This window comes from Tabrizicola sp., assembly GCF_030373185.1.
Taxonomy (GTDB): Bacteria; Pseudomonadota; Alphaproteobacteria; order Rhodobacterales; family Rhodobacteraceae; genus Tabrizicola.
The window spans coordinates 79,468-100,869 of record NZ_JAUCZH010000007.1; the positions used below are offsets into that span (position 1 = coordinate 79,468).

19 protein-coding genes are annotated in these 21,402 nt (G+C 63.9%); 6 read left to right on the plus strand and 13 right to left on the minus strand.

The annotated features are described in order from the left end of the window. Positions 1-12: 12 nt before the first annotated feature. From QUV21_RS13805 to QUV21_RS13835, 7 genes are all read right to left on the minus strand, one after another. Positions 13-528, minus strand: coding sequence for an SPOR domain-containing protein (locus QUV21_RS13805; RefSeq protein ID WP_300855726.1), 516 nt, complete (start codon positions 526-528; stop codon positions 13-15). Between the two features lie 12 nt (positions 529-540). Continuing rightward, complete coding sequence (gene upp, locus QUV21_RS13810; RefSeq protein WP_300855727.1) at positions 541-1,173, minus strand: uracil phosphoribosyltransferase; 633 nt, start codon at positions 1,171-1,173, stop codon at positions 541-543. A 3-nt stretch (positions 1,174-1,176) separates the two neighbouring features. Further along, positions 1,177-2,151, minus strand: a complete 975-nt coding sequence (locus QUV21_RS13815; RefSeq protein ID WP_300856072.1) for an adenosine deaminase — start codon at positions 2,149-2,151, stop codon at positions 1,177-1,179. 76 nt (positions 2,152-2,227) lie between these two features. Then, on the minus strand, positions 2,228-3,424 hold the full coding sequence (locus QUV21_RS13820; RefSeq protein WP_300855728.1) for a phosphopentomutase: 1,197 nt from the start codon (positions 3,422-3,424) through the stop codon (positions 2,228-2,230). Further along, positions 3,424-4,734, minus strand: a complete 1,311-nt coding sequence (locus tag QUV21_RS13825; RefSeq protein ID WP_300855729.1) for a thymidine phosphorylase — start codon at positions 4,732-4,734, stop codon at positions 3,424-3,426. The genes QUV21_RS13820 and QUV21_RS13825 overlap by 1 nt, the downstream gene beginning before the upstream one ends. Then, a complete protein-coding gene (locus QUV21_RS13830) occupies positions 4,731-5,123 on the minus strand; it encodes a cytidine deaminase (protein ID WP_366908063.1) in 393 nt (130 codons plus the stop codon). The genes QUV21_RS13825 and QUV21_RS13830 overlap by 4 nt, the downstream gene beginning before the upstream one ends. Positions 5,124-5,183: 60 nt before the next feature. Beyond that, positions 5,184-6,284: a cupin domain-containing protein gene (locus QUV21_RS13835; RefSeq protein ID WP_300855731.1), complete on the minus strand. Its 1,101-nt coding sequence runs from the start codon at positions 6,282-6,284 to the stop codon at positions 5,184-5,186. Positions 6,285-6,423: 139 nt separating this feature from the next. On the opposite strand from QUV21_RS13835, the gene QUV21_RS13840 reads away from it, so the two are divergent. The 4 genes from QUV21_RS13840 (at position 6,424) to QUV21_RS13855 (ending at position 12,868) form a co-directional block, all read left to right on the plus strand. After that, a complete protein-coding gene (locus QUV21_RS13840) occupies positions 6,424-8,703 on the plus strand; it encodes an NADP-dependent malic enzyme (RefSeq protein WP_300855732.1) in 2,280 nt (759 codons plus the stop codon). A 222-nt stretch (positions 8,704-8,925) separates the two neighbouring features. Further along, positions 8,926-10,818 (plus strand): propionyl-CoA synthetase, encoded by a 1,893-nt coding sequence (locus QUV21_RS13845; RefSeq protein ID WP_300855733.1) that lies wholly within the window; start codon positions 8,926-8,928, stop codon positions 10,816-10,818. 116 nt (positions 10,819-10,934) lie between these two features. Beyond that, positions 10,935-11,450, plus strand: coding sequence for an Hpt domain-containing protein (locus tag QUV21_RS13850; RefSeq protein ID WP_300855734.1), 516 nt, complete (start codon positions 10,935-10,937; stop codon positions 11,448-11,450). Next, entirely contained in the window at positions 11,447-12,868 is a 1,422-nt protein-coding gene (locus QUV21_RS13855; protein WP_300855736.1) for a sigma-54 dependent transcriptional regulator, read from the plus strand. The genes QUV21_RS13850 and QUV21_RS13855 overlap by 4 nt, the downstream gene beginning before the upstream one ends. A gap of 47 nt (positions 12,869-12,915) precedes the next feature. Here the strand turns inward: QUV21_RS13855 and QUV21_RS13860 are convergent, their stop codons facing one another. Continuing rightward, complete coding sequence (locus tag QUV21_RS13860) at positions 12,916-13,674, minus strand: NAD kinase (protein WP_300855737.1); 759 nt, start codon at positions 13,672-13,674, stop codon at positions 12,916-12,918. A 236-nt stretch (positions 13,675-13,910) separates the two neighbouring features. On the opposite strand from QUV21_RS13860, the gene glyA reads away from it, so the two are divergent. Beyond that, positions 13,911-15,206: a serine hydroxymethyltransferase gene (gene glyA / locus QUV21_RS13865; RefSeq protein ID WP_300855738.1), complete on the plus strand. Its 1,296-nt coding sequence runs from the start codon at positions 13,911-13,913 to the stop codon at positions 15,204-15,206. 86 nt (positions 15,207-15,292) lie between these two features. On the opposite strand, the gene QUV21_RS13870 is transcribed toward glyA, so the two are convergent. Next, positions 15,293-15,664, minus strand: a complete 372-nt coding sequence (locus QUV21_RS13870) for a hypothetical protein (protein ID WP_300855739.1) — start codon at positions 15,662-15,664, stop codon at positions 15,293-15,295. Positions 15,665-15,760: 96 nt separating this feature from the next. On the opposite strand from QUV21_RS13870, the gene QUV21_RS13875 reads away from it, so the two are divergent. Continuing rightward, positions 15,761-16,531 carry an alpha/beta fold hydrolase gene (locus tag QUV21_RS13875; protein ID WP_300855740.1) on the plus strand — a complete coding sequence of 257 codons (771 nt, stop codon included), beginning with the start codon at positions 15,761-15,763 and terminating at the stop codon, positions 16,529-16,531. A 5-nt stretch (positions 16,532-16,536) separates the two neighbouring features. Here the strand turns inward: QUV21_RS13875 and QUV21_RS13880 are convergent, their stop codons facing one another. The 4 genes from QUV21_RS13880 to QUV21_RS13895 all read right to left on the minus strand — a co-directional run bounded on the left by QUV21_RS13880 (position 16,537) and on the right by QUV21_RS13895 (position 21,349). Beyond that, complete coding sequence (locus QUV21_RS13880; protein WP_300855741.1) at positions 16,537-16,710, minus strand: hypothetical protein; 174 nt, start codon at positions 16,708-16,710, stop codon at positions 16,537-16,539. 126 nt (positions 16,711-16,836) lie between these two features. Next, positions 16,837-17,964, minus strand: coding sequence for an iron-containing alcohol dehydrogenase (locus QUV21_RS13885; RefSeq protein ID WP_300855742.1), 1,128 nt, complete (start codon positions 17,962-17,964; stop codon positions 16,837-16,839). Beyond that, positions 17,961-19,457 carry a glycerol kinase GlpK gene (gene glpK, locus QUV21_RS13890; protein WP_300855743.1) on the minus strand — a complete coding sequence of 499 codons (1,497 nt, stop codon included), beginning with the start codon at positions 19,455-19,457 and terminating at the stop codon, positions 17,961-17,963. Before glpK ends, QUV21_RS13885 begins: the two co-directional genes overlap by 4 nt. Positions 19,458-19,630: 173 nt before the next feature. Then, positions 19,631-21,349, minus strand: a complete 1,719-nt coding sequence (locus QUV21_RS13895; protein WP_300855744.1) for an ABC transporter substrate-binding protein — start codon at positions 21,347-21,349, stop codon at positions 19,631-19,633. Between the last annotated feature and the right edge of the window lie 53 nt (positions 21,350-21,402).

A 21,402-nucleotide genomic window follows, 5' to 3' on the forward strand; every position in this document is an offset into this window, starting at 1 on the left:
CTTGGAAGCAGGTCAGGGTCCGGTTACAGAGGCCCCAGAGAATCCGGCGCTGCGCAAGGCGCGTTGTGCAGCTGCCGCGGCTGCCGCGCTGTCGAATGGCCCCGCAAATATCTGCTCCATGGGCCTGATTGCGCCCTCGGCCCGCCGCCGCGCAACGGGATACCCGATGGCCTCGACCCGCGCCGCAGCTCTGTCGGCATTGGCCTTGCGGGAATATCTTCCGACCACAACCAGATAGCCGCCTGACCCTGCCTTTGCCGTTTCCGAGCCGGGAACGCCGCCACCTTCGACAGTATTGCCGCAGATCGCCAACCCGGTTCGGGTGACCCGCGGCACCCATATCGTCGCTTCCGCCTCACCCGCCCGCAGGAACAGACAGCCCTTGCTGTCCATATACTGCTGCCCGCGAAAATCGGCCGGCGGAAGTTCGGCTGGAACGACCCGATCCTGCGCCTGCCCCGCAGAAGCAAGAAGCAGCAGCCCCAAGCTCACCAAAGACGTGATCCAGCCCTGCTTTGCCGCCCGCATCGCCCTTCTACCCTATTTCGTGCCGAACATCCGGTCCCCGGCATCGCCAAGGCCCGGCACGATATAGCCATGATCGTTCAGGTGGCTATCCACTGCCGCGGTCACGATCGGCACATCGGGATGTGCATCTTTCATGCGGGCAATGCCTTCGGGTGCCGCCAAGAGGCACAGAAAGCGGATCTGCCTTGCCCCAGCCTTCTTCAGCAACGAAACAGCTGCGGCGCTGGAATTTCCGGTGGCAAGCATCGGATCAACCACGATGCTGATCCTGTCCTCCATATGGTCTGGAAGCTTGCAGTAATATTGCACGGGTTGCAGCGTTTCAGGGTCACGGTAAAGGCCGACAAAGCCCACCCGCGCCGCCGGGATCAGCTCCAGGATCCCGTCCAGCAACCCGTTGCCCGCCCGCAAGATGCTGATCAGCGCCAGCTTCTTGCCCTCGATCACCGGGGCGTCCATTTCTTCCAGCGGCGTTTCGATCCGGCGCGTGGTCATCGGCAGTTCGCGGGTAACCTCATAGGCCAGCAAAAGGCTGATCTCACGCAGAAGCCTGCGGAAACTGGCAGTCGAGGTGTCCTTGTCACGCATCAGGCTCAGCTTGTGCTGGACCAGCGGGTGCGACACGACGGTCAGGTGATCCAGCATTGCTCAGGCCTCCAGCAGTTTCGCGATTCTGGTTCTGGTATCGGCATCACAGAAGGCCGCGTCAAGCGACTGACGGGCGATGCGCCGGAATTGCCCTTCATCCCAGTCAAAGGCGCGGTGCAGTTCTTCGTATTCCCGCGCCATCGTGGTGTGAAAGAACGGCGGATCGTCGGTCGAGACGGTGACCTTCACCCCCCGACGATCCAGTTCGGCAATCGGGTGATCGCGGAAGGTCGGGTAAAGGCCAAGCGCCACGTTCGACCCCGGACAAACCTCCAGCACCGTGCCGCGCTCTGCCAGTTCGTCCACCAGCGCCAGATCTTCGATGGCGCGGACACCGTGGCCAATCCGCTCCACTTCCAGATCGTGCAGCGCCGCCCGCACGCTTTCCGGCCCGCCCCATTCCCCGGCATGGGCGGTCAGACGCAAGCCCGCCTCCCGGGCGCAGTCGAACGACCAGCGGAAGTCCTTGGGCTGACCAACCTTCTCATCTCCCGCGATCCCGAAACCCACGATCCAGCTTCCAGCCGTATCGGCCGCACAAAGTGCCGTTTCTCGTGCTTTGTCCGGCCCAAAGTGTCGTATGCAGGTAATTATACCGCGTAATGTGATACCCATTTGCCTTTCTGCCTGATCCGCAGCCTCGCGGATGGCATGCAGATATTCGCGCCACGCCCCCATGTCGCGCCCACCGCAGAAGTCGGGCGACAGAAAGGTCTCGGTATAGACGACCCCGGATGCAGCCGAGGCTTCAAGCACCGCAAGGGTCAGGCGATGGTAGTCCTCCGGCGTCTGCAAAGCCGAGGTTGCCGCCTCATAGACCTTCAGGAAATCCCAGAAATCCAGGTACTTGTAGTGGCCGCGTTCATCGAAGATCCCGGCTATGTCCAGATGCTTCTCCTGCGCCAACCTTCGGATGAAGGCGGGCGGTGCCGCCCCCTCCAGATGCAGATGCAACTCGACCTTCGGCAATCCAATCACGCAACACTCCTGACTTGCTCTTTTGACAAATACTCCACAGGGGTCCGGGGGTTGTGAAACCCCCGGCGACTGGTCACAGAAAACTCCGCCCTGGTCCCTGTGACGCCACCCCCAGATGCGCAGCCACCGAGGCCCCCACATCCACGAACCCCCGCAAGCCCACGTCGCGCCGACCGGCCCCCCAGCCAACCACCGGCACCCTCTCGCGTGTATGTTCCGTGCCACGAAAGGTCGGATCGTTGCCATGATCCGCGGTGAAGATCGCAAGATCGCCGGGCCGCAACGTGGCAAGGAACCGGGGGATAGCAGCGTCGAACCATTCCAGCGCGCGGGCATATCCAGCCACGTCGCGGGGATGGCCATAAAGGCTGTCGAATTCCACGAAGTTCGCAAAGGTCAAGGAACCGGGCTCTGCTTCGGCTCCCAGCCCCAGCAGGTGTTCGAAAAGGTCAGCATCGCTTTTGCCTTTGTGCAGCTTGCTGATCCCACGCATGGAAAAGATGTCGCCGATCTTGCCCACCGCATGCGTCATCCGGCCTGCGTCTTGCGCCCAATCGAGCAAGGTCGGCGCGGGTGGCGCTATGGCGAAATCCTTGCGGTTCGCGGTGCGCCTGAAATCATCGCAGGTTCCGGTGAAAGGCCGCGCGATGACCCGGCCAACTTTCCTTGCATGCAAGCTGGGCGCCAGATCGGCGCAAAGTTTCAGCAGACGTTCCAGCCCGAACGCCTCTTCATGCGCAGCAATCTGAAAGACGCTGTCGGCGCTGGTGTAACAGATCGGCCAGCCGGTCCGCAGGTGTTCTTCGCAATGGTCGGCGATGATCGGCACGCCCGAGGCGTGGCAGTTGCCAAGGATGCCGTCTGTCCCGGCAAGACGGCAGACTTCGGCCACCAGATCAGGTGGAAATGCGGGCGTGGTGGTCGGGAAATAGGTCCAGTCCCATGGCACCGGCACACCCGCGAGTTCCCAATGCCCCGATGGCGTATCCTTGCCCCGGCTGATTTCCGTGGCGGCTCCCCAAAGGCCCTCTGGCACCGCATCGAGCCCCGGCACGTCGGCCCCCGAGGCCAGCCGGATCGCCGCCCCCAGCCCCAGCCGGTCAAGGTTCGGCAGCTTCAGAAACCCGGACCGCCCAGCATCGGCCTGCCCCATGGCACAGGCTTGGGCGATATGGGCCAGCGTGTTGGCACCTTCGTCGCCAAAGTCCGCAGCGTCGGGCGCACCGCCGCAGCCTACCGAATCCAACACGATCAGAAACGCGCGGGGCATCAGGCGATCCTTTTCTGGATCAGGGCAGGTTCTTCGGGCATGTCGTCAGCAATCACATAGGCCGCCTGAACCGCCCTGACCGCCGCCCGCGCCGCGTCTTCCGTGGCGGCGTGGACCATGGCCAGCGGCACCCCTGCCCCCGCCTCTTCACTAATTCCGGCAAGGTCGGACAGGCCGACAGACGGGTTCACCCGGTCACCCTCGCGCAGGCGCCCGCCCCCCAGATGCACGACCGCGAGGCCCAATGCCTCGCCGTCAATCCGGGCAACGAAACCATCCGCCAGCGCCGGCACTTCCAGCACCACCGGGGCCGACGGCAGCCGGTCCGGCCAGCGTTCCACAAAATCGGCAGGCCCGCCCTGCGCTGCGACCATCCGGCCGAAAATCTCGGCAGCGGCACCTGATTGCAGGGCTTCGGCAATGCGACCTTCACCGTCCGCGGGGTCCGCCGCCAGCCCGGCCAAGGCCAGAGCCTCACCGCCCAAGGCCACCGTCAGATCCCAAAGTGCCGTGTTGACGGAGGTGCCGGTCAGCGTCTCCATCACCTCGATCACCTCAAGCGCGTTGCCCGCTGCGGTGGCCAAGGGTTGCGACATGTCGGTGATCAGCGCGCTGGTCATGCAGCCCGCCCCTTGCGCCGTCGCCACCAGCGCGCGGGCCAGGGCCTCGGCCCGTTCGGGCGTTTTCATGAAGGCACCGGACCCGCATTTCACATCCAGCACCAAGGCCTCCAGCCCCGCAGCCAGCTTCTTTGACAGGATCGAGGCGGTGATCAGGTCGATACTCTCCACCGTCCCCGACACATCGCGGATCGCGTAAAGCCGCCGGTCAGCGGGGGCGAGGTCGGCGCTGGCGGCAACGATGGCGCATTTCACCTCGGCCATCTGCTTGCGCAGCGCATCTTCCGTCAGCCCGGTGCGAAAGCCCGGGATCGCCTCCAGCTTGTCCAGCGTGCCGCCGGTATGGCCAAGGCCGCGCCCCGAGACCATCGGCACATAGGCCCCGCAGGCCACCAGCGCGGGTGCCAGCAAAAGCGAGGTGCAATCCCCGATCCCGCCCGTGGAATGCTTGTCCGCCACCGGGCCGGGCAAGTCCCACGCCATCACCTTGCCGCTGTCTCGCATCCCACGCGTCAGGGCGACGCGGCCTTCCTCGTTCAGCCCCTTCAAAAGCACCGCCATTGCAAAGGCCCCGGCCTGCGCATCGGTCACCGCGCCCGAGGCAAGGCCTGCTGCAAACCAGCGCAACTCATCGCGTGAAGGCTGCCCCCCGTCGCGGACCCGGGCGATTATGCTTCGCGCGTCGGTCATGTCCGGTCCATATGCGCGGCGGTAAAGACGCCGGGCAGAAGGTCGGCCACGGTCATGACCTTTTGCTTGCCATCAATGGTGCATAGGGTGACGCGCACATCCTGTGCTGCAAATTCCGCGATCTTCTGGCGGCAGCCACCGCAGGGGGGCACAGGGTCAGGACTGTCGGCAATCACCAGAACCTCGGCGATTGCCGTATCCCCCGCCGCGATCATCGCTGCAATCGCACCGGCTTCGGCGCAGGTGCCTTCGGGGTAGGCCACGTTTTCCACGTTGCACCCCACATGCACCGTTCCAATGGTGGACCGCAGGGCCGCCCCCACCTTGAACCGCGAGTAGGGCGCATAGGCCCGTTCTCTGACCGCCGTCGCCGCCTGCAAAAGCGCCATGCCACTCTCCCTGACCATTTGGTCAGAGTGTGGGCCGTGCGCGGCGTTTCTGCAAGCGGATCAAAGCACCCGGGTCGGCGGATTGCCGGGCAGCGTCACTTCCAGAAGCTCAAGGTCAGGCGTGGCGTCGCTGTAGCGGGTGGCCATCCCCGGCGGGATCACAAAAGCATCGCCGGGCGACAGGCGGTAAGGGTCTTTGCCTTCGCCTTCCAGCGTCATGCCACCAGACATCACGAAGCTGAACAGGATATCGCCGTCATGCACCGTCCATGGCGCGGGGCCAGTGGGTCGCGCCACCATGACCGAGGCAACCCCGCGCGTGTTCGCGTTGATCGATGTATCCCGCGCCTTGAACCCCGGAATGCGGAACGGGTGGAACAGCCCCTGCGCGCCGATATCATGCACGAAGCGCTGGCCGTCCCATTCCCGGTCGGGGCGGAAATGCGGGGTGGGCAGCGTCATCTCATGGTCGATCTCGGTCACATGTTCGGCCGGAACGCCGATTTCCACCACCTGCACGCCTTCGGAATGCAGCACCTTGTGGCGGATGCCGGGTGGCTGGATGAAACAGTCGCCCGCATGGATGCGGCGCACATCGCCTTGATCTTCATAAAGAACATCCACCCAACCGGCGACGCAGAAGATCAGCTGGAACCCGACCTTGTGGAAATGCACCATGTCCGGCACCGGGCCATCCGGCACGCGGATATGGCTTGCGATCATCGCGCCACCAAGGCGGGTGGGGATCAGATCCCGATACTCCATCCCGGCGCGACCGATCACCCAAGGGGCCTGATCGGCAAGGCGGCGGACGACGAAGGCATGTTCGGTCTTTGGCAGGACAAGGGGCGGGTTCAGTTCGTCAATCTCGACCCGGGTGCCGTTGGGGGCGGTCAGAACGCGCTGGCCATCGGCAAAGCCTTCGGGGTCTTCGGTCAGGATACGGATCGTGCCTGGGGCCTCTTTCGCGCCCTTCTCGATCCGCAGCCGCAGGCCGTGGCCGGACAGCACCGCCACCTCGGGGTTATCCGCTGGATAGATCATGTCCAGCCTCATCTTCAGTGTCCTGGTAAAGAACGGCAGATCGTCGCGCAGCTCGTTCGTCGGCAGACGCAGTTCGGCGCGTGTTTCAATCTGTGTTTCTGGCCGTGTTTCTGGCATGGCATTCCCCGTGCTATGTCGGCATGGTGATCGGCACCGCAACGATTTGCAAGCTGCGCAGGAAACGGCTTCAATCGATGCAGCATTGGCAGGGCAAGAAAACTGGTTTAACCCTAAACCAGTTTTTCGGGAGGGGTAGATGGACGAGGCTCGCAACGACAACGCGCGGCAGGCGGCGCTGGACTATCATGAATTTCCAAAGCCCGGAAAACTGGAAATCCGGGCGACCAAGCCTTTGGCCAACGGTCGCGACCTTGCCCGCGCCTATTCCCCCGGCGTTGCCGAAGCCTGCCTTGAGATCAAGGCCGACCCAACCACCGCCAGCCGCTATACCTCCAAGGGAAACCTTGTGGCCGTGGTGTCAAACGGTACCGCCGTGCTTGGCCTTGGCAACATCGGCGCGCTGGCCTCCAAGCCGGTGATGGAGGGCAAGGCGGTCCTGTTCAAGAAGTTCGCCAGCATCGACTGCTTCGACATCGAGGTGAACGAACCCGATCCCTACAAACTCGCCGACATCGTCTGCGCGCTGGAGCCGACCTTCGGCGCGATCAACCTTGAAGACATCAAGGCGCCCGACTGTTTCATCGTCGAAAAGATCTGCCGTGAGCGGATGAACATTCCGGTTTTCCACGATGACCAACATGGCACGGCCATCGTCGTCGGGGCCGCCGCGACCAATGCGATGATCGTGGCGGGCAAGAAATTTTCCGACATCAAGGTGGTCTCGACCGGTGGTGGGGCAGCGGGGATCGCCTGCCTTGAAATGCTGGTGAAACTGGGCGTCCAACGCCGAAACATCTGGCTTTGTGACCTCGAGGGGCTGGTCTATCAGGGCCGCGAAGCGCAGATGACGCCGCAGAAGGAAGCCTTCGCCCAAGGCACCACTCCCGCCAACCTTGCCGATGTCATTGGCGGCGCGGACCTGTTCCTTGGCCTGTCCGGTCCCGGCGTACTGACGCCCGAGATGGTGGCAACTATGGCGCCAAAGCCAATCATCTTTGCCCTTGCCAACCCGACGCCCGAGATTCTGCCCGATGCCGTCCGCGCAGTGGCACCCGATGCGATCATGGCCACGGGCCGCAGCGATTTTCCCAATCAGGTCAACAACGTCCTCTGCTTCCCCTTCATCTTCCGGGGCGCGCTGGATGTGGGGGCCACCACCATCAACGACGAGATGGAAATCGCCTGCATCGAAGGCATCGCCGCCCTTGCCCGCGCCACCACCTCAGCCGAGGCCGCTGCCGCCTATCGAGGCGAGACGATGGCCTTTGGCCCGGAATACCTGATCCCCAAACCCTTTGACCCCCGTCTGATCGGCGTTGTCGCCAGCGCCGTGGCCAAGGCCGCGATGGAAACCGGCGTCGCCGCGCGTCCCATCGCCGATCTTGACACCTACAAGCGCAAGCTTGACGGGTCGGTGTTCAAATCCGCCCTCCTCATGCGCCCGGTGTTCGAGGCCGCCCGCACCGTCGCCCGCCGCATCGTCTTTGCCGAGGGCGAGGATGAACGCGTCCTGCGCGCCGCCAATGCGATGCTGGAAGAAACCACCGAGGTTCCCATTCTGATCGGTCGCCCCGAGGTGATCGCGGCACGCTGCGAACGCTTTGGCCTGCCGATCCGCCCAGGAACCGACTTTCACATGGTGAACCCGGAAAACGACCACCGCTACCGCGATTATTGGGGTACCTATCACGACCTGATGGCCCGGCGCGGCGTGACGCCGGATACCGCCCGCGCCGTGATGCGCACCAACACCACCGCCATCGCCGCGATCATGGTCCACAGGGGCGAGGCTGACAGCATGATCTGCGGCACGCTGGGGCAATACCTCTGGCACCTCGGCTATGTCCGGCAGATCCTTGCGCGGGGCGGCCTGCATCCGGTGGCCGCGCTGTCGATGATGATCCTTGAGGACGGCCCGCTCTTCATTGCCGACACCCATGTGAACACCGAACCCACGCCCGAACAGATCATGCATACCGTGATCGGGGCCGCCCGCCACGTCCGCCGCTTTGGCCTGACGCCGAAAATCGCGCTTTGCACGCAAAGCCAGTTTGGCAACATGGACAACAGCAACGCCCAACGGATGCGCGCCGCGCTGGAGATGCTGGACGCCCGAGAACCCGACTTCGCCTATGAGGGCGAGATGAATATCGACGCCGCCCTTGATCAGTCGATCCGTGACCGGTTGCTGCCCGGCTCACGCTACGACGGCTCGGCGAATGTGCTGGTCTTTGCCTCGTCCGAGGTGGCATCCGGCGTGCGCAATATCCTGAAGGTCAAGTCTGGTGGGCTTGAGGTCGGGCCTATCCTGATGGGCATGGGCAACAAGGCGCATGTGGTGACGCCTGCGATCACGGCTCGGGGTCTTTTGAACATGTCGGCCATCGCCGGAACGCCAGTGGCACATTACGGTTAGAATCAGCGGGGGTGGTCCACACCGCCGCCCCCGTGCAGTTTGCAAACCGGGGCTGTTTCCAAGCCCCGGCAGGTGTCCATCGTCAACTTTGCAAATACTGACGGCCGCAAAGGGCAAATTCTGCAAATATTCCCTCCGGCGTTTCCGGTAACAGCGTTGCGCGATTGCAGTATCCTGCCGTAACAACGCTGTCAGGGAGACCGGCTGTCGGGGGAGGACGCGATGACTTATGCGCAGATGTACGGGCAATGGCGGGACGATCCCGAAGGCTTCTGGCTTGCCGCCGCCGGTGCGATCGACTGGGTGAAACCGCCCACCCAGGCCCTGAACTCCAGTCGCGCGCCCTTGTATGAATGGTTCACCGACGCCACAGTCAACACCTGCTGGAACGCGGTGGACCGCCATGTCGAAGCAGGTCGCGGCGCGCAAGCCGCGATCATCCATGACAGCCCCGTCACCGGCACCAAGCACGTCATCACCTACGCCGAGTTGCAGGACCGCGTGTCCCGCCTTGCCGGGGCGCTGAAGGCAAGGGGCGTTGCCAAGGGTGACCGGGTGATCATCTACATGCCCATGGTTCCCGAGGCGCTGGAGGCGATGCTGGCCTGCGCCCGGCTTGGCGCGATCCATTCGGTCGTGTTCGGCGGCTTTGCGGCCAGCGAACTTGCCGTGCGGATCGACGACTGCACACCCAAAGCGATCATCGCCGCCTCTTGCGGGATCGAGCCGAACCGCGTCGTTCACTACAAACCCCTGCTTGACGCTGCCATCGACATGGCCAGCCACAAACCCGACTTCTGCGTGATCTTTCAGCGCGAGCAAGAGGTCGCCAAGCTGATCCCGGGCCGCGATCTGTCGTGGCATGAATTCCAGTTTGGCGTCGAAACCGCCGAATGCACCCCCGTCGAGGGCAATCATCCGGCCTATATCCTTTACACCTCCGGCACCACCGGCGCGCCCAAGGGCGTCGTGCGCCCCACCGCCGGGCATCTGGTGGCGCTCAACTGGACCATGCGCGCGATCTACAACTGCGGCATTGGCGATGTGTTCTGGGCGGCGTCCGACGTGGGTTGGGTCGTTGGTCACAGCTACATCTGCTATGCGCCGCTGATCGCCGGCTGCACCACGGTGGTCTATGAAGGCAAACCCGTCGGCACCCCCGACGCCGCCGCCTTCTGGCGCGTGATCTCGGAACATAATGTCCGCAGCTTCTTTACCGCCCCCACCGCCCTGCGGGCGATCAAGCGTGATGACCCCGAAGGCAAGCTGGTCAGCCGCCACCCGATGCCAAACCTGCAAGCCCTTTTCCTTGCCGGTGAACGCGCCGACCCCGACACGATCGAATGGGCGCAACGGCACCTGAACGTGCCGGTCATCGACCACTGGTGGCAGACCGAGACCGGCTATGCCATCGCCGCCAACCCATTGGGCATCGAACAGCTTCCGGTCAAGATCGGTTCCCCCTCGGTCCCCATGCCCGGATTTGACGTGCAGGTTCTGGACGAGGGCGGCCATCCGGTTTCCCCCGGCACTCTGGGTGCCATCGCCATCAAGCTGCCCCTGCCCCCCGGCACCCTGCCAACCTTGTGGAACGCCGAGGACCGCTTCATCAAGAGCTACCTTAGCCATTTCCCCGGCTATTACGAGACGGGCGATGCAGGCTACGTTGATGCGGACGGCTACCTTTACATCATGGCGCGCACCGATGACGTGATCAACGTCGCCGGACACCGGCTGTCCACCGGTGCCATGGAAGAGGTGCTGGCGGGTCACAAGGACGTGGCCGAATGTGCGGTGATCGGGGTGGCCGATGCGCTCAAGGGCCAGTCGCCCTTGGGGTTCTTGTGCCTCAACAAGGGATCGGGTCGCGACCATGCCGATGTGGTGCGCGAATGCGTGGCCCTGATGCGCGAAAAGATCGGCCCTGTCGCCGACTTCAAGCGCGCCGTGGTGGTGGACCGGTTGCCCAAGACCCGGTCCGGCAAGATCCTGCGCGGCACCATGGTCAAGATCGCCGACAACCAGCCATGGAAGATGCCTGCCACGATCGACGACCCTGCCATTCTGGATGAAATCACCGAGGCGCTGCAAAGCCTTGGTCTGGCGCAAAGCTGAATTGGATCAGAACTCACCGGACACTGGACAGAAGGCCCCGTCTGCGGCAATCATTGCATTATGCAAAGGGCTTTCGCATTTCGCATGACGGACCGGCAAGGCTGCGGGGTGGCCTCATGACGTCCGATCCTCGCTCCATTGCCTTGGCTGACCTGCGCAAGGCGATCCTGGCGCTTGCCCCACGGCTGCAAGGCACCGATGACCTGGCAGATCTTTCCCAGTTGCAGGCTGCGACCGACCGTCTTTCCCAAAGGGCAAGGCCTGCCGCCTCGGGCCTGCGCGACTATGACCCACAGCGCTTTCAGCGTCTGCTTGAACTGACCGGTCCAAGGATGGCCGGCACCTTGCTGGCCCATCTTGTTGACGACCTTTCCAACTGCCGCACCATCATGCTGGCCGGGGCAGACCCCGCCGACTGGACCGCTCTGCGTGAAGGCACGCATGTTCTTATCTCGCTTGCGGGTTCGGTCGGGGCGCTTTCGTTGCAAGCTCTGGCCGAAACGCTGAATGCTGCCGCGCACAGACAGGACAGCAGCACCGTGAAGGCGCTTGTGCCTGACCTTCTGGCGGAACTTGAAGCACTTATCGACCTTGTCCGCGCCACCCCTGCACCTGCGAAGATCAGATCATGAGATCACCCGGCAGCGCACGCACCCCGCTTTTGCTGATCGAGGATACGATTTCCTTGCAGATGGTCTATCGCTCGATCCTGTCTTCGGCCGGGTTTCGCGTTTCCGTCGCCGGGTCGGCTGCAGAGGGGCTGGCCCAGTTTCAGGCCCTGAAACCTGCGGTGGTGCTACTGGACCTGATCCTGCCAGATCGGGACGGGCTGGACCTGATGCAGGAATTCCTGACCCAGCAACCCGACACCGCCGTGATCGCCATAACCGCAAACGGTTCGGTCAACCGGGCGGTTGAGGCGATGCGTGCCGGTGCGCATGACTTTCTGGTCAAGCCGTTTGACGAGAACCGCTTTCTCAGCGCGGTCCAGAATGCCCTTGCCGAAAGGTCGGCTCGCCAGACCGAATCCCAGTCGGTAGCCGCGCTCTCGGAACGCCCGGCTTTGGCCGACACTTCTGGCTTCATCGGATCATCCGAAGCGATGCGTCGAATTCATGGCACCATCGCCTCGGTCGCGCGGTCGATGGCCACCGTCTTCATTACCGGCGAAAGCGGCACCGGCAAGGAGTTGTGCGCCCTTGCCGTGCACGCCAATTCTGCCCGCGCCTCTGGCCCCTTCATCGCGCTGAACTGCGGCGCCATCCCGCAAGATCTGCTGGAATCCGAAGTTTTCGGCCATATGAAGGGCAGCTTCACCGGCGCAATCTCGGACAAGCCCGGCGCAGCCACAGCGGCGGATGGCGGGACGCTTTTCCTTGACGAGATCTGCGAGATGGCCCCGGCGCTGCAAACCAAGCTGCTGCGGTTCCTCCAGACCTCGACCGTTCAACCCGTTGGCGCCACCCGGCCCAAGAAGGTCAATGTGCGTATCGTATGCGCCACCAACCGCGATCCACTGGATGCGGTCCGTCGCGGTCATTTTCGTGAAGACCTGTACTACCGGCTGTTTGTCGTTCCGATCCACATGCCGCCCCTGCGCGACCGGGGTGAGGACGTGATCGAAATTGCGGAAGCCGCCCTGCAACGCTTTGCCGAGGAAGAGGGCCGGGCGTTCCACGGTCTTGACCCCACTGTCCGGGCAATGTTGCCGCGTCTGCCATGGCCGGGAAATGTTCGCCAGCTTCTGAACGTCATTCGCAACGTGGTGGTTCTGAACGATGGCGGCTGGGTCACGCAGCAGATGTTGCCACCGGGTGTGGCCAGCGAGCCTGTCGAACGGCAGACCTCTGGCACAGAAGCTGCCGCAGCGCCTGGCGCCGGGCAATTGGAAAGCCTGATCGGCCTGACCCTTGCCGAAGCAGAACGCCAGTTGATCGAGGCAACTCTGGCGCATCACGCAGGGTCCGTCCCGCGCGCGGCGCGGGTTCTGGATGTGTCTCCCTCAACGCTCTATCGCAAGATCGAAGGCTGGAAAGCCCGGACTGGATAACGCCGCAGCCCTTGTCGGCACCCGCTTTCCGCCGCCGCCGCTTTCCCTCAGGTGAACTGCTCGCCGATCAGCCGTTCTTCCAGCCCATGCCCGGGGTCAAACATCAGCCGGTGCGTGACCGAAGGTTCAGACCGAACCTCGACGCTGATCACATCGCGGACCGATGACCGGCTGTCGGCATCCGCCATCACCGGGCGTTTCGCGGCCTCCAGCACTTCGAAGCGCACGACAGCAGCACTGGGCAAAAGCGCCCCCCGCCAACGCCGGGGCCGGAACGCAGACATCGCGGTCAGTGCCAGAACATCAGACCCGATCGGCAGGATCGGCCCATGCGCCGAATAGTTGTAGGCCGTGGAACCGGCAGGTGTCGCCACCAGCGCACCGTCACAAACCAGTTCGTCCAGCCGTTCCCGGCCGTCGATGAAGACCCGCAGTTTCGCCGCCTGCGGCCCCTGCCGCAACAGCGACACCTCGTTGATCGCCAAGGCCTCGGTCACCTTGCCGCGCGTGTTTTCCGCCCGCATCGACAAGGGGTGGATCACAGTTTCCTCTGCCGCGGCCAGCCGTGCCGGCAGGTCTTCGGCCGCATAGGCGTTCATCAGAAAACCGATCGTGCCGCAGTTCATGCCATAGACCGGCAACCCCCGGCCCTGCGCCGCGTGCAGCGTCTGCAACATGAAGCCGTCACCGCCAAGTGCCACGATCACCTCGGCCGTGCGGGCGTCGGCCTGCCCATAGGCTGCCGTCAGCGCAGCATAGGCCGCAATCGCCGCCGGAGCCTTGCTGGCTGTGAACCTGATGCGCACGCTTGTGTTCCCCCGGCAAATCTACTGCCATGCCCAGTCTTGGCCGGGTAAGGTGGCGAACTCAAGCCCTCCTCCCCGTTCGCCTCGGTCCTCGTCCGGCTTCGCCTTGCCCTGCGACCCTTTTGCCGGGGTAAGAATATTTCGCCTGATCTGCGCAGGATGTCGCTTTCTTGCCTTTTCGACAGGCAACCCGTGCTCTAAATAGCCGTCACATCCATCGCCGAGAGGTCCACAGCATGAACGCCCCGCACCGCGACACCGGTTTCTTCACCGAATCCCTCGCCTCTCGCGACCCCGAGCTTTTCAGCTCCATCACCTCGGAACTTGGCCGCCAGCGCCATGAGATCGAGCTGATCGCTTCGGAAAACATCGTCTCTCGCGCGGTGATGGAGGCGCAAGGGTCGGTGATGACCAACAAATACGCCGAAGGGTATCCCGGCAAGCGCTACTATGGTGGCTGCCAGTTCGTCGACGTGGCCGAAAACCTTGCCATCGACCGTGCGTGCCAGCTGTTTGGCTGCACCTTTGCCAACGTCCAGCCGAACTCTGGCTCTCAGGCCAATCAGGGCGTGTTTCAGGCGCTGATCAAGCCCGGCGATACCATTCTGGGCATGAGCCTAGATGCCGGCGGCCACCTGACCCACGGCGCCGCGCCGAACCAGTCCGGCAAGTGGTTCAATGCCATCCAGTATGGTGTCCGAAAGCAGGATCTGACGCTGGACTATGATCAGGTGCAGGCCCTTGCCACCGAACACCAGCCGAAGATGATCATCGCTGGCGGTTCGGCCATCCCCCGGATCATCGACTTCGCCCGCATGCGCGAAATTGCGGATTCGGTCGGCGCCTACCTGCTCGTCGACATGGCGCATTTCGCCGGTCTCGTGGCTGCGGGCCTCTACCCCAGCCCCTTCCCGCATGCTCATGTCGCGACTACCACCACCCACAAGACCCTACGCGGTCCGCGCGGCGGGATGATCCTAACCAACGACGAAGCCATCGCCAAGAAGTGCAACTCGGCAATCTTCCCCGGCATCCAGGGCGGCCCCCTGATGCATGTCATCGCCGCCAAGGCCGTGGCCTTTGGCGAGGCGCTGAGGCCGGAATTCAAGACCTATCAAGCCCAGGTCATCAAGAACGCGCAGGCGCTTGCGGATGAATTGATGAAGGGTGGCCTTGATATCGTCACCGGCGGCACGGATACGCACCTGATGCTGGTTGACCTGCGCCCCAAGGGCGTGAAGGGCAACGCCACCGAAAAGGCGCTGGGTCGCGCGCACATCACCTGCAACAAGAACGGCATCCCCTTCGACACCGAAAAGCCCACCATCACCTCGGGCGTGCGGCTTGGCACTCCGGCAGGCACCACGCGCGGTTTCGGTGAGGCAGAGTTCCGCCAGATCGCCCGCTGGATCATCGAGGTCGTCGATGGCCTTGCAGCAAACGGCGAAGACGGGAACGGCGCGGTGGAAGCCAAGGTGAAGGCCGAGGTTGAAGCCCTGTGCCAGCGCTTCCCGATCTATCCGGATCTCTGAACCCGACGCTTCACTTCACCGGGCCTTCTGTCTGAAGCAGGAGGCCCGGAAACCGGCTGGACAGACGCATTTTTTCGTGGCGGTCGCTACAGATATCCACGCCACGCCAAGAGCGCGATGATCCCGAGGATCAGCACCAGTACCCCGAAGCCCACCGACGCGAGCATCCCGGCAATGGTGTCACGCCGACGCCCGGCGGGATCAACCGTCATCAGATGCCGCACGCAGACGTCATAGGAATCAGCCACCTCGCCCATGTCGATCTGGCCAAGCAGCTTTGGGTTCTTCGACTTTTCCGCCGCTGCGGCCAGAAGTTGCGCTGCGTCACGCTCTTTCTTCGGCAAAAGCCGCCGACCCCGCCGCAGCTTTGCCGAAAGATCGCGACCGCCGACCTTCAGCCGCTCTTCCATCAGCCCTGCCACTCGATCCGCCATTTGCTGGATCGCTACCGCACTCATCCCGAAGTCCTCCAGAATCCGAACAAGACCCTACGATCTATTGCGAAATCGTTCAACTGCTCTGGTCCGATGCCCGCTGCGCGGTTATGAACAGGCATGCTGAACCAGATCCACCACTCCGCCCGCGAAGCCGAGGTTTCACCAACACTTGTCATCGCGCATGGGCTTTACGGGTCGGGCCGGAACTGGGGGGTCATCGCCCGTCGCCTTGCAGACCGGCGCGCGGTCGTGGCAGTCGACATGCGCAACCACGGCGAAAGCCCAAGGGCGGAAAGCCAGTCCTACCCCGACATGGCCGCCGATCTGGCCGAAGTTGTCCAGAGCCTTGCGCCGCCGGTTGATCTTCTGGGCCATTCGATGGGGGGCAAGGCCGCGATGCAACTGGCCCTGACCCAGCCGCACCTGATCCGCCGACTGATCGTCGCCGATATCGCGCCCGTCGCCTATACCCACGACCAGACGCGCCATGTCCATGCAATGGCCGGGCTTGACCTGACACACATCACCACAAGGGCCGAGGCTGACGCCGCACTGGCCAGCGCGGTGGAAGACCCCGCCCTCCGTGCCTTCTTCCTGCAATCGCTTGACCTGCGGACACGTCCGCCCCACTGGCGGCTGAACCTGCCGGTGCTTGAAGCCGAGATGCCGAAGATCGTCGGCTGGCCAGACACCAAAGGCCGCTTTGACGGTCCCACCCTGTTCCTCACCGGCGCCGAAAGCACCTACGTCCGCCCCGAAAACCGCGAAACGATCCGCACCCTTTTTCCCACGGCGCGCTTTGCCAAGATCCCCGGCGCGGGCCACTGGCTTCACGCCGAAAAACCACGCGAGTTCGAAGAGACCGTCCACGTCTTTCTCGAGGCCTGACCCGATCAGCCGATCTCGCGCGCGACCAGCCAACTGACCGGCAGGGCCAGAACCGCACCGGCTGCCGCCGCCGCCACGATCGGCCAAAGTGTTCCAAGACCCATGGTCAGGACAAGAACCACCCCCGATCCGGCAAGGGCAGTACCGATCATGGAAAACAGGATCATCATCAGGCGCATCTGGAAAAACCCTCCGCTTCCGCTCGCAATGTTTGGATTTTAACAGACCCGAGAAGCCGTGCCTTGATCCTTGTCATGCGACGGCGGATTTTCAGAAGAGCTGGCGGTGCAGGCTGGCTTGCAGACTCAGGCCGCCGCCAGCGCATTTCGCAGCGCTGTGACTGTTAGGGCCACAGGGTTGCCCTTCATCGACGATGCCATCACCGATGCCTCGACAATCGCCGCATGCATGTCATGCGTGACCCCAAGCGCCAGCAGATCCGGCAGCCCGGCCCCACGCGCCCAAGCCTGCAACGCCGTGGGTGCCTCGCTTGCAGTGCAGCCCAGCACATCCGCCAGTATCCCGCACACCTCGTCCAGCCTTGCCCGCGCCGCCCCATCCGCCGCCGCCCGGTTCGCCGCCAGCACCGGCCCCAGCAGCGCGCCGCAGATCGCGCCATGCGCGGCCCCGGTCATGCCGCCGATCACCCCGGCAAAGCCATGCACCGCCCCAAGCCCCGCGTTCGACAAGGCAAGCCCCCCGCACAGGCTGGTCCAGGCCAACCTGTCGCGGGCTTCGGCGTCTTCGCCCGCCTCCAGACGCCGCAATGCCGTCAACCCCGGCCCGATCACCGGCCGGGTCAGCGCGTCGGTGTAGGGCGTTGCCTTGATCGAGACGAAGGGTTCAATCACCTGCGTCACCGCATCAAGCCCCGAGGCCAGAGTGACCGGCCAAGGGCAGCCGTCCGTCAGCGCCGGGTCCACAATCGCCAGCCGCGCGATCATCCCATCGTCGCGCAAGGATACCTTGCGGCCATGGTCCGGAAGACCGATCACCGCGTTTTTCGTGACTTCGGCCCCGGTGCCGGATGTCGTGGGCAAGGCGATGAAGGGCAAGGGCGCTGCGGTCAGGGGCAGGGCCTGGCCCACGATCTCAAGATGTTGCATCGGGTCGCCGGGCGCGGGGATCAGCCCGGCCAGCGCCTTGCCCATGTCCAGCGCAGCCCCGCCGCCAAGCGCCACCACCCAATCCGGCCGGTGCGCCCGCGCCAGATGCAGCGCGGCCAGAAGGTCCGGCAGGGTCGGCTCTCCACCACATCCGATTGTCAGGACATCCGGCCCCAGCCCAGCCACAAGCCAGCCCGCCCGCGCCGGGTTCGCGCCATGCACCAACACCCCCCGCGCACCGAATGCCCGGATCAGGCCCGGGGATTTCGCCGCCTCGCCCCGGCCAAACAGGATGCGCGGCGGGGCCGAAATGGCGAAGGGGGTCACAGGCTCATCGTGGCGGCAACCGCCTTGCCCCAGCGGGCGTATTTGGCATCCCGGGTCGCGGCATCCATCTGCGGCTCGAACCGGCGGTCCAGCGCCCAGCCCTTGGCAAATTCTTCCGGTCCACCGGTAACACCAGCCTGCATCCCGGCAAGGAAGGCCGCTCCCAAGGCGGTCGTCTCTGTCACCTTGGGCCGATCGACGGGGGCGCCAATGATGTCGGACAGGAATTGCATCGTCCAGTCGCTTGCCGTCATGCCGCCGTCCACCCGCAACACCCCGTCGGCAGCGGCCCCCCAGTCAGCCCGCATCGCCTCCAAGAGATCGCGGGTCTGGTAGCCCACGCTTTCCAGTGCGGCGCGCGCAAACTCGGCCGGGCCGGAGTTGCGGGTCAGCCCGAACACCGCTCCCCGGCAATCGGGCCGCCAATAGGGCGCGCCTAGGCCGGTAAAGGCGGGAACAAGGATCACGCCCTGTGCTTCTTCGGCGGCATGGGCAAGGGGCTGGGTCTCACCTGCCTCGCGGATGATCTTGAGCCCGTCGCGCAGCCATTGCACCACGGCCCCCGCAATGAAGATCGAGCCTTCCAGCGCATAGGTCGGCTTGCCGTTCAACTGATAGGCGATGGTGGTCAAAAGCCGGTTGGTTGAAGGCACCATGTCCGCCCCGGTGTTCAGCAGCGCAAAGCAGCCGGTCCCATATGTGGATTTCATCATGCCCGGACTGAAGCAGGCCTGCCCGACAGTTGCCGCCTGCTGGTCACCCGCCACGCCAAGGATCGGGATCTCGCGCCCGAAAAGATCGGGCCGTGTGACCCCGAAGGATGCGGCGCAATCGCGGACCTCGGGCAAGAGCGCCATGGGGATTTCCAGAAGCCTGCAGATGTCTTCGTCCCATTCGCCCTTGGCGATGTTGTAGATCAGCGTCCGCGCGGCATTGGTGGCGTCGGTCGCGTGGACCTTGCCGCCGGTCAGGTTCCAGATCAGCCAGCTGTCCACGGTGCCAAAGGCAAGCTCGCCCCGCTGCGCGCGGGCGCGGGCGCCGTCCACATGGTCCAAAAGCCACTTGATCTTGGTACCAGAGAAATACGGGTCCAGCAGCAATCCGGTGCGGGCGGTGATCATCGGCTCATGCCCGGCAGCCTTCAGCGCAGCGCAGGTGTCTGCGGTGCGGCGGTCCTGCCAGACAATCGCGGGGTGGATCGGCTGGCCCGTCTTGCGGTCCCATATCAGGGTTGTCTCGCGCTGGTTGGTGATGCCGATCCCGGCGATGCCGTTGGCCCCGATGCCTGCCTTTTCTATCGCGGCCCGCGCGGTTCCGGCGACGGTGGACCAAAGGTCGGCTGGGTCATGTTCCACCCAACCGGGGCGCGGATAAGACTGCGGAAACTCTTCTTGCGCGGACGCGATGGGACGCAGAACGCCAGACTGGCTCGCGTCAAACAGGATCGCGCGGGAAGAAGTGGTTCCCTGGTCGATGGCAAGGATCTGGGTCATGGGTTCGGGCCTGCGAAGACGTGTCCGGCGAAAGGACAGCGGTGACGGGGTGGGAAAATCTGATCAGCGCAACGCTACCGCTGGAGCGCAAGAATTTTCGAAAATTCTTGCAGATTTCTTCCAGTAGATTTGGCGCGGGCGGCACCGGATGGCACCGCCCGCCCCTTGGTCGCTTACTGCCAGGACTTGATCAGCTCGTCATACGAGATCGTTTCGCCTTGCGGCTTTTCGTTCTCAAGCTTGGCCACCGGGGCTCCGGGAGCGTCAAGCCAGACCTGCGCGTCCTGCGGTTCGTTCATCTTCGGGCCGATGTCGCCCTGAACGCCGGCACGCTCGATCCGCTCCATCACCTTTTCCTGCTCTTCGCACAGCGCATCAAGGGCCGCCTGCGGGGTTTTCGCCCCTGACATGGCGTCACCGATGTTCTGCCACCACAGCTGCGCCAGCTTCGGATAGTCAGGCACGTTGGTGCCGGTGGGCGACCACTGCACCCGTGCGGGCGAGCGGTAGAATTCCACCAGACCGCCAAGCTTCGGCGCACGTTCGGTGAAGGACGGGTGCTGGATGGTGGATTCGCGGATGAAGGTCAGCCCGACGTGGGATTTCTTCACGTCCACAGTCTTGGACACCACGAATTGTGCATAAAGCCATGCGGCCTGCGCGCGGTCCACCGGGGTGGACTTCATCAGCGTCCACGAACCCGCGTCCTGATAGCCGACCTTCATGCCGTCCTGCCAATAGGCGCCGTGCGGCGAGGGGGCCATGCGCCACTTGGGCGTGCCGTCCTCGTTCATCACGGGCAGGCCATCCTTGACCATGTCGGCGGTGAAGGCAGTATACCAGAACATCTGCTGGGCGATCTGGCCTTGGGCCGGAACCGGGCCAGCCTCGCCGAAGGTCATGCCCTGGGCTTCCGGCGGAGTGAACCGCTGCAACCAGTCAATCGCCTTGGTCACGGCGTAGACCGCCGCCGCGTCGTTGGTGGCACCGCCACGCACAACGCAAGACCCGACAGGCTGCGAGTTTTCGTTGACGCGGATACCCCATTCGTCAACCGGCAAGCCGTTCGGCTCACCGACATCGCCCATACCGGCCATCGACATCCACGCATCGGTGTAGCGCCAGCCAAGCGACGGGTCTTTCTTGCCGTAGTCCATGTTGCCCCAGGCCGAGGCCGGGCCACCGGCATAGGTCATGTCGCGTCCGGTAAAGAACTCGGCAATGTCCTCATAGGCTGACCAGTTCAGGGGAACGCCAAGGTCATAGCCATAGGCAGCCTTGAAGTCTTCCTGGGTCTTGGGATCGTTGAACCAGTCATAGCGGAACCAGTAAAGGTTCGCGAACTGCTGGGTGGGAAGCTGGTAAAGCTTGCCATCCGGCGCGGTGGTGAAGGACGTGCCGATGAAGTCGGCGACATCAAGGTTCGGGTTGGTGACGGCGGCGCCTTCGCCAACCATCCAGTCATCAAGGATGCGAACCTGCTGATAGCGCCAGTGGGTGCCGATCAGGTCCGAGTCATTGATATAGGCGTCATAGATGTTTTCGCCCGACTGCATCTGCGTTTGCAGCTTTTCGACCACATCGCCTTCGCCGATCAGGTCATGCGTGATCTTGATCCCGGTCATCGCGGTAAAGGCCGGGGCCAGAACCTTGGCCTCGTATTCATGCGTGGTGATGGTTTCGGAGACGACCTTGATCTCCATCCCCGCATAGGGGGCGGCGGCGTCGATGAACCACTGCATCTCCGCTTCCTGCTCGGCGCGGGACATCGTTGAAAGCTCGCCGATTTCGGCGTCGAGGAAGGCTTTCGCCGCCTCGATATCAGCCCAGGCCGGGGCCTGCATGGCCATCAGCGCAAGCGCCATGGCCGTTCCGGTTTTCCGAAGTCTCATGTGATTCCTCCCAGAATGTGAGACGTTTGTCGTTCCTTCTGCTCCCGGCCAGG